Annotated in this window: 7 protein-coding genes; 6 read left to right on the top strand and 1 reads right to left on the bottom strand. The window is 33.5% G+C overall.

Annotated features, from left to right (window positions below; genetic code table 11):
- On the top strand, window positions 1-192 hold a 192-nt coding region (locus L3X37_RS13755; RefSeq protein WP_237239267.1), incomplete at its 5' end, for a transposase.
- A 129-nt stretch (window positions 193-321) separates the two neighbouring features.
- On the opposite strand, the gene fumC is transcribed toward L3X37_RS13755, so the two are convergent.
- Window positions 322-1719 (bottom strand): class II fumarate hydratase, encoded by a 1398-nt coding sequence (gene fumC, locus L3X37_RS13750; RefSeq protein WP_237240746.1) that lies wholly within the window; start codon window positions 1717-1719, stop codon window positions 322-324.
- Window positions 1720-1884: 165 nt separating this feature from the next.
- On the opposite strand from fumC, the gene L3X37_RS13745 reads away from it, so the two are divergent.
- From L3X37_RS13745 to L3X37_RS13725, 5 genes are all read left to right on the top strand, one after another.
- Window positions 1885-2340, top strand: a complete 456-nt coding sequence (locus L3X37_RS13745; RefSeq protein WP_237240745.1) for a (2Fe-2S)-binding protein — start codon at window positions 1885-1887, stop codon at window positions 2338-2340.
- Between the two features lie 11 nt (window positions 2341-2351).
- Window positions 2352-4556 carry a molybdopterin cofactor-binding domain-containing protein gene (locus L3X37_RS13740; protein WP_237240744.1) on the top strand — a complete coding sequence of 735 codons (2205 nt, stop codon included), beginning with the start codon at window positions 2352-2354 and terminating at the stop codon, window positions 4554-4556.
- A complete protein-coding gene (locus L3X37_RS13735; RefSeq protein ID WP_237240743.1) occupies window positions 4556-5575 on the top strand; it encodes an XdhC family protein in 1020 nt (339 codons plus the stop codon). Before L3X37_RS13740 ends, L3X37_RS13735 begins: the two co-directional genes overlap by 1 nt.
- A gap of 27 nt (window positions 5576-5602) precedes the next feature.
- Entirely contained in the window at window positions 5603-6208 is a 606-nt protein-coding gene (locus L3X37_RS13730) for a nucleotidyltransferase family protein (RefSeq protein ID WP_237240742.1), read from the top strand.
- A gap of 135 nt (window positions 6209-6343) precedes the next feature.
- The gene (locus tag L3X37_RS13725; RefSeq protein WP_237240741.1) at window positions 6344-8011 is read left to right on the top strand and encodes a formate--tetrahydrofolate ligase; all 1668 of its coding nucleotides are present in this window, start codon (window positions 6344-6346) and stop codon (window positions 8009-8011) included.
- The last annotated feature ends 7 nt before the right edge of the window (window positions 8012-8018 follow it).

Here is an 8018-nt window from a genome sequence, read left to right as displayed (position 1 = left end):
ACATTGCTTACCAGTGAGCAAGGTATTGCAAAGCGAAAACAACGCTGTTGGGATGTAGAAGCCGTATTTGGAAATATAAAACATAATATGAATTTTAAACGATTTATGCTAAGAGGTATTGATAAAGTAAATGTAGAAATAGGGCTAGTTGCCATGGCACATAACCTTAAAAAGTATAGTTTAGCTCTATAAAATCGCTTTTGCTTTTTTAAATCAAGCTTTTTGAACCCTAATATTGAAAACTAAAACAATAAGCTAAAAATAATCAAAAAGAAAATCGCCTAAAAATTACTTTTTAGACGACTTCGTTTTTTTTATTGTTTATTTTAAACTTCCAACCATATCTTCGGGCTTAACCCAAGCGTTATATTCTTCAGCGGTTACATAGCCTAAATTTATAGCTTCTTCTTTTAATGTGGTTCCGTTTTTATGCGCTGTATTTGCAATTTCAGCAGCTTTATAATAACCTATTTTGGTATTTAAAGCCGTTACAAGCATTAAAGAATTGTTTAATAATTTTTTAATAACTTCATGGTTAGGTTCAATACCAACAGCACAATTAACATCAAAACTCACACAAGCATCACCAATTAATTGAGCAGATTGCAAAAGGTTAGCAGCCATAACAGGTTTAAAAACGTTAAGTTCGTAATGCCCTTGTAGTCCGCCAACACTAATAGCTATATCGTTACCAATAACTTGGGCACAAACCATTGTTAAAGCTTCGCATTGTGTTGGGTTTACTTTTCCTGGCATTATAGAACTACCAGGTTCGTTTGCAGGTATTATAATCTCACCTATGCCTGAACGTGGTCCAGAGGCCATCAATCTAATATCATTTGCTATTTTATTTAAAGAAACGGCTAATTGTTTTAATGCACCATGAGTTTCTACTATGGCATCGTGTGCTGCTAAAGCTTCAAACTTATTGGGTGCAGTTACAAAAGGCAGTTTAGTAAATTCAGCTATATATTCTGCAACACGTTTGCTATAGCCTTTTGGAGTGTTTAAACCTGTGCCAACAGCAGTTCCGCCCAAAGCTAATTCGCTTAAATGAGGCAGTGTGTTTTCTAAAGCTTTTATACCATGATTTAATTGTGCTACATATCCAGAAAGCTCTTGCCCAAGTGTTATTGGTGTGGCATCCATTAAATGGGTACGACCAATTTTAACAACATTTTTAAAAGCTTCTGATTTTTTATTTAAAGTATCGCGTAATTGTTTTATACCAGGAATAGTGGTTTCAACAACCTTTTTATAAGTTGCAATATGCATACCTGTTGGAAAAGTGTCGTTTGAAGATTGCGATTTATTTACATCATCGTTGGGTTGAATAGTTTTTTCGCCTTCTCCAATTATTTTACCAGCTATTTGATGCGCTCTGTTTGCAATAACTTCATTTACATTCATATTACTTTGAGTTCCAGAACCTGTTTGCCAGATGACAAGCGGAAATTGATCATCATGTTTACCACCCAAAATTTCATCGCAAACTTGGGCAATCAATTCACGTTTTTCAATAGGTAATACACCAAGTTCACAGTTTGTATATGCTGCTGCTTTTTTTAAATAAGCAAAGCCGTAAACTATTTCTAAAGGCATTGAAGCAGGAGCTCCTATTTTAAAGTTATTTCTAGAACGTTCTGTTTGTGCGCCCCAAAGTTTATCGGCAGGTACTTTGACCTCGCCCATAGTATCTTTTTCTATTCTGTAACTCATGATTTAAATGGTTTGTTTTAAGTTACAAAGTTAATTCTTTTGAGGTGTTTTCTATTATGATATATGTTAGTTTTTAATAGGTTTTTATGATTACTAAGTTAAAATGATAAGTTAGAGCATCATTAATCGTATTTTTTTAATACCTTAATTACCAAAATATAAATCATGGCAACATTCAACTTAAAAATTAATAACAAAACCCATACTGTTGAAGCAGATATGGATACACCCTTATTATGGGTGCTCAGAGACAAAATAAACCTAGTAGGCACCAAGTTTGGTTGTGGTATTGGGCAATGCGGATCTTGTACAGTTCATGTTGATGGAAGTGCAACTAGAAGTTGTTTACTTGTGGTGTCGCAAGCTGAAGGAATGAATATAACAACCATTGAGGGGCTTTCAGAAGAAGGCGATCATCCGGTTCAAAAAGCGTGGCTAAAACACGATGTACCTCAATGTGGTTATTGTCAAGCAGGACAAATTATGTCTGCAGCAGCACTCTTAGAGAATCATCCAAACCCTTCTGATGAAGATATAGATGTAGCAATGGATGGAAATATTTGTAGATGTGGTACTTATGTTAGAATAAAGGAAGCCATTAAAACAGCATCTAAACTATAAACACTAAACTCATGACAAAAATAAAAACGCAATATAATCGCCGCTCTTTTTTAAAGGTATCTGCAGCGGCTGGTGGAGGTATGTTAATAGGTTTTAGCTGGTTAACTGGTTGTACTTCAGATAAAAAAATAGAAAAATTAGCCATCCCTAACGAATGGTTCGATATTAATGGCTATATAAAAATAGGAGATACAGGTATGGTGACTATCTATTCGCCAAATCCAGAAATTGGACAGAATATAAAAACTTCTATGCCAATGATAGTTGCTGATGAATTGGATGTAGATTGGAGAAACGTTGTTGTGGAGCAAGCGCCTTTAAATACTGGGTTTTATCAAAATCAATTTGCAGGAGGAAGCCTTTCTATAAAATTAAGTTGGAATGCTTTACGTATGGCAGGAGCAACAGGAAGGCGTATGTTATTAGAAGCTGTAGCTAAAGAATGGCAGGTAAGTATTACAGATTTATCAGTTTCAAAAGGTGTTATTAAAGAGAAAAATGGAGATAGAGTGATTACTTATGGCGGCATTGCATCAAAAGCTGTTGGCATTGAAATTCCTGAAGAAGTAAAACTTAAAGAAATTTCAGATTTTAAATTGATAGGAACAAACATCAAAAATGTTGATGGTAAAAAAATTATTACAGGAGAACCTTTATTTGGTTTAGATTTTAAAAGAGAAGGGATGAAATTAGCAATGATTGAACATCCACCAGCTTTTGGAATGAAGCTAAAAGACTTTAATCAAGAAGAAATAAAAAGTTTACCAGGAATCACAGATGCATTTATTGTTGATACGACTATTGAAGAACCAGCTTGGTGCGATGAAAAAGGCTTTCTTCAACTTATAGCTATTGTTGGAGATTCTACTTGGCAATTACTAAAGGCTAAAAAAGCCATTAATGCTAACTGGGAAGAAGTGAGTACTTTAGAAAACTCAGAATCTCACCTCGTTAGTTTAGATGAAGCTCTTATATCTGGAAAAGCAAATAAAAATAGTAGAGTAGATGGTAACCCTGAAGCGGCATTTAAAAAAGCTAAAAAAGTAATAGAACGCAGTTATAGCGCACCTTTTATGGCACATAACACTTTAGAGCCAATGAATTTTTTTGCTAATGTTACAGATACTTCGGCAGAATTAATAGGACCTACACAAACCCCAGAAGCACTTGAAAAATCTGTTTCTAAATTACTTAATTTGCCTTTAGAAGATGTAACTGTAAATATGACGCGTATGGGAGGTGGTTTTGGACGAAGACTTTATGTGCATTTTGGAGTAGAAGCAGCAGCAATTTCAAAGAAAATAGGTGCTCCTGTAAAACTTATATACAACCGAGAGGATGACATGAGTCAAGGCACTTATCGTCCTGCATATAAATCAACATATAAAGCTGGTTTGGATGAAAATAATAATTTAATCGCCTTTACGGTAAAAGGTGCTGGATTACCTGAAGGAGCAGTATTTCCAAATCGTTTTCCAGCGGGTACAGTAGATAATTATTCCGCTGAACAAATAAATGTAAACACCAATATAACAACTGGTGCGTGGCGAGCACCAAAATCACATTTTACTGCAGGTGCTGAACAATCATTTCTGGATGAGGTTGCAGAATTAGCAGGAAAAGACCCAATAGATTTTAGACTAGAATTATTTAATCGTGCTATTAATAATCCAGTAGGCGAAAAAAATGATTACGAGCCTGAACGCTATGCGGGTGTATTAAAATTAGTAAAAGAAAAATCTAATTGGGATGAAAAAAAGCCAGGTGTTTATCGCGGTGTAGCAGCATATTTTTGCCATTCTAGTTATGTTGCAGAAGTTGTAGACATCGTTTTGGTTAATGGTCAACCAAAAATCACAAATGTGTGTTGTGCAGTTGATTGCGGCATAGTTGTAAATCCTAATGGAGCAAAGCATATGATTCAAGGCGGTGTTATTGATGGAATTGGTCATGCCATGTATAGTCAATTGACTTTTGATAAAGGTGTACCAAATCAAATGAATTTTAATACATATCAATTAATTAAGCATTCTCAAGCACCTGAAAATATAGATGTTTACTTTATTAAAAACGAAATAGCACCAACAGGTTTAGGAGAGCCAGGGCTTCCGCCAGCTGTTGGAGCCTTAGCAAATGCGCTATATAAAGCAACAGGTAAAAGGTTTTATAAGCAACCATTTGTTAATGGTATAGTTTCTCGAAAAGTAGTTGGATAGTGACACATGAGTTTAAAGAAATAGTAAAAGAAGGAATTGAGGCAAAAGAAAACGGAGTGAAATCTGTGTTAGTCTCTGTTGTTGATTTAGATGGCTCATCATATAGAAGACCTGGAGTAAGAATGCTTATTTTAGACAATGAAACTATGGTTGGTGCAGTTAGTGGTGGATGTGTTGAAAAAGAAATCATTTTACAATCAAAATCTGTTTTTAAAACAGGAGAAGCTAAAATGATGACTTATGATGGTAGGTATCGCTTAGGTTGCGAAGGTGTTTTATATATTTTGATAGAGCCTTTTAATCCAAATGAAGTCTTCAAAAAATCTTTTTTCAAATGTTTAAAAAAACGACAATCATTTCAATTGTTATCATATTACCAAAAAAAAGAAGGTGTTAATTCTAAATACGGCTCTGTTGTAAAAATTGAAAATGCATCTTTTCAATTAAATAATATGAGAAATACAGAAAACGACATATCTCTTTCTGTTTTTAAACAAAAAATGCCAGCATGTTTTAAATTAGTAATCGTTGGCGCAGAACATGATGCAGTAAAATTATGCCAATTCGCTGCACTTACTGGTTGGGAAGTAACCATTTTGGCTGGGATAAAAGAGTATAAATCTATAAAAGAATTTTCTGGTGCAAATGAGTTTTATGCAACAACCCCAGAAGCGTTTAACGTTTCAAATATTGATAATCAAACAGCTGTAGTATTGATGACTCATAATTTTGCTTACGATTTACGCTATTTAATAAGGTTAAAAGAAGCAATACCTAATTATATTGGCTTATTAGGACCAACAAAAAGACGAGAGGATTTAATATCTCAATTTATTGAATACTGTCCAGAAGTATCAAGTGAATTTTTAGAAAGCATCCATGGTCCAGCAGGACTTAATATTGGCTCAGAAACACCACAGGAAATAGCAATCTCTATTATTTCTGAGATTTTATGTATTATAAGAAATAAAGAACCTATATCTTTAAGTAAAAAAACGGGGCGTATTCATTCATTGTAGTCACTATTATACTATTATTTAATTTTTTTGAATAAAACATCCAACATATCTGTTGTTATATTGGCAGCCGGCGCATCAAAACGCATGGGAACTCCTAAGCAGTTACTTAAATGGGGGGATTCTACATTATTAAGTAACGCCATTGAAACTGCTTTAAAACTACAAATAAAAGAAGTAATAGTGGTTTTAGGTGCAAATTATAATCTAATTAAAAAAACAATACACCACTATCCTGTAACCATTTTAAATAATAAAGATTGGCATAATGGTTTAGGTAAATCTTTAGCTTTTGGAGTTACTCATTTAATGCATTCAAAACAAATAGTTAATGGATGTTTAATTACCTTAGCAGATCAACCGTTTATTAAAAATAATTTTCTTAATACTTTAATTGAGGAGTTTAATAAAAATAAGTATTCTATACTAGCTACATCTTATAAAAATAAAACAAGCGGTGTGCCAGTTGTTTTTGATAAGAAATATTTTAATGAACTTGTAAAACTTAATAGTGATAAAGGTGCTAAAGAGATTATAAATAAATATCTTTCGGAAGTAAAAAATATAACACCTCAATTGAGAAATATTGATATTGATACTTTGCAAGATTATGAGGAACATATTTCAAAAAAATAAAAGCTTAAATGTCGCCTTAGGGTCATTTTGTCTTTTGTTTTTTAATTGAATATTTGTTTTTTTAGTAAGTAGAAAATGAAATAAATTTTTTAATAAACCTTTAGTAGTAATTAATTTAAAAAGTAACTTATAAACATGACCGATTTAGACATCGCCAAAGAAATAGAATTAAAACATATTAGTAGTATAGCTAAAAAATTGGGCTTAGATGCTAATAGTATTGAAATGTACGGAAAGTATAAAGCAAAATTACAACACTCAGTAATAGACCTTAATAAAGTAAAGCAAAGTAATCTTATTTTAGTTACTGCAATTTCTCCAACTCCTGCTGGAGAAGGGAAAACAACTATGTCTATTGGTTTATCTGAAGGTTTAAATCAATTAGGAAAGCAAACAACAGTGGTGCTAAGAGAGCCATCGTTAGGTCCTGTTTTTGGAATAAAAGGAGGTGCTACTGGTGGTGGCTACTCGCAAGTGCTTCCTATGGAAGATATTAATTTACATTTTACTGGCGATTTTTCTGCGATAGAAAAAGCACATAATTTGTTGGCAGCTATAATCGATAATAATATACAAAGTAAAACAAATTCGTTAGGAATTGATGCTAGAACAGTAACATGGAAACGCGTTATGGATATGAACGATCGTTCCCTTCGGCATGTTGTTGTTGGATTAGGGGGAACTACTTCGGGTGTCCCAAGAGAAACAGGTTTTGATATTACTGCCGCCTCAGAGATTATGGCTATTTTATGTTTAGCTAACGATTTGGAAGATTTAAAAAAGCGCTTGGGTAATATTTTTATTGGGTATACATTTGATAAAACCCCTGTTTATGCTAAAGATTTGAAGGTTGAAGGTGCTATGGCGGCTTTATTAAAAGATGCGATAAAACCTAATTTAGTACAGACTATAGAAGGGAACCCTGCAATTATTCATGGCGGACCTTTTGCTAACATAGCACAAGGAACAAATTCGGTAATTGCAACTCGAATGGGAATGTCTCTTTCAGATTATACAGTTACAGAAGCTGGTTTTGGAGCAGATTTGGGAGCAGAAAAATTTTTAGATATTAAATGCCAAAGCGCTGGGTTATCTCCTAAAGCAGTGGTGTTAACTACTACCATTAGAGCGCTAAAATATCATGGAGGTGCAGATTTAAAAAAGCTTACTGTGGAGAATATAGATGCATTAGAAAAAGGATTGCCAAATCTTGAAAAACATATTGAAAATATAAAGCTTTTTGGAATAGAACCAGTTATTGCAATTAATAGATTTATAACAGATGCCGATGCTGAAATAGAAATAATTAAGGCTTATGCGAAAAAAAATAATGTGCGTGTTGCTCTTGCCGAGGTTTGGGCTAAAGGAGGAAAAGGAGCTTTAGACTTGGCTCAACAAGTAATTGAAATAGTTGAGTCTAGCGATTCAGAATTTACACCTCTGTATAATTGGGATATGGATGTAAAATCTAAAATTGAAGCTGTTGCCACCAAAATTTACGGAGCAAAGTATATTGACTATTCTGCTAAAGCAAAAAGAAATTTAAAAACTATAGAAAGCCTTGGGTTAGATAATCTCCCAATATGTGTTGCTAAAACGCAAAAATCATTGTCAGATAATGCAAAGTTATTGGGTAGACCAAGAGATTTTACTATAACGGTAAGAGAAATAGAAATTGCTGCAGGAGCAGGATTTTTAATACCAATAACAGGAGATATGATGCGTATGCCTGGGTTGCCAGCTCATCCTGCATCAGAAAATATAAGTATAGATAATGATGGAAATATTTCGGGATTATTTTAATACAATA

This window comes from Wocania arenilitoris (genome assembly GCF_021728535.1).
GTDB classification, from domain to species: Bacteria; Bacteroidota; Bacteroidia; order Flavobacteriales; family Flavobacteriaceae; genus Wocania_A; species Wocania_A arenilitoris.
Note: the sequence above shows the minus strand (reverse complement) of the source record. Positions and strands in the feature narration are given on the sequence as shown.

Bases quoted from the DNA above. Each gene is read 5' to 3' on its own strand.
- fumC (WP_237240746.1), bottom strand. From the start codon at position 1,719: ATGAGTTACAGAATAGAAAAAGATACTATGGGCGAGGTCAAAGTACCT.
- L3X37_RS13745 (WP_237240745.1), top strand. From the start codon at position 1,885: ATGGCAACATTCAACTTAAAAATTAATAACAAAACCCATACTGTTGAA.
- L3X37_RS13740 (WP_237240744.1), top strand. From the start codon at position 2,352: ATGACAAAAATAAAAACGCAATATAATCGCCGCTCTTTTTTAAAGGTA.
- L3X37_RS13725 (WP_237240741.1), top strand. From the start codon at position 6,344: ATGACCGATTTAGACATCGCCAAAGAAATAGAATTAAAACATATTAGT.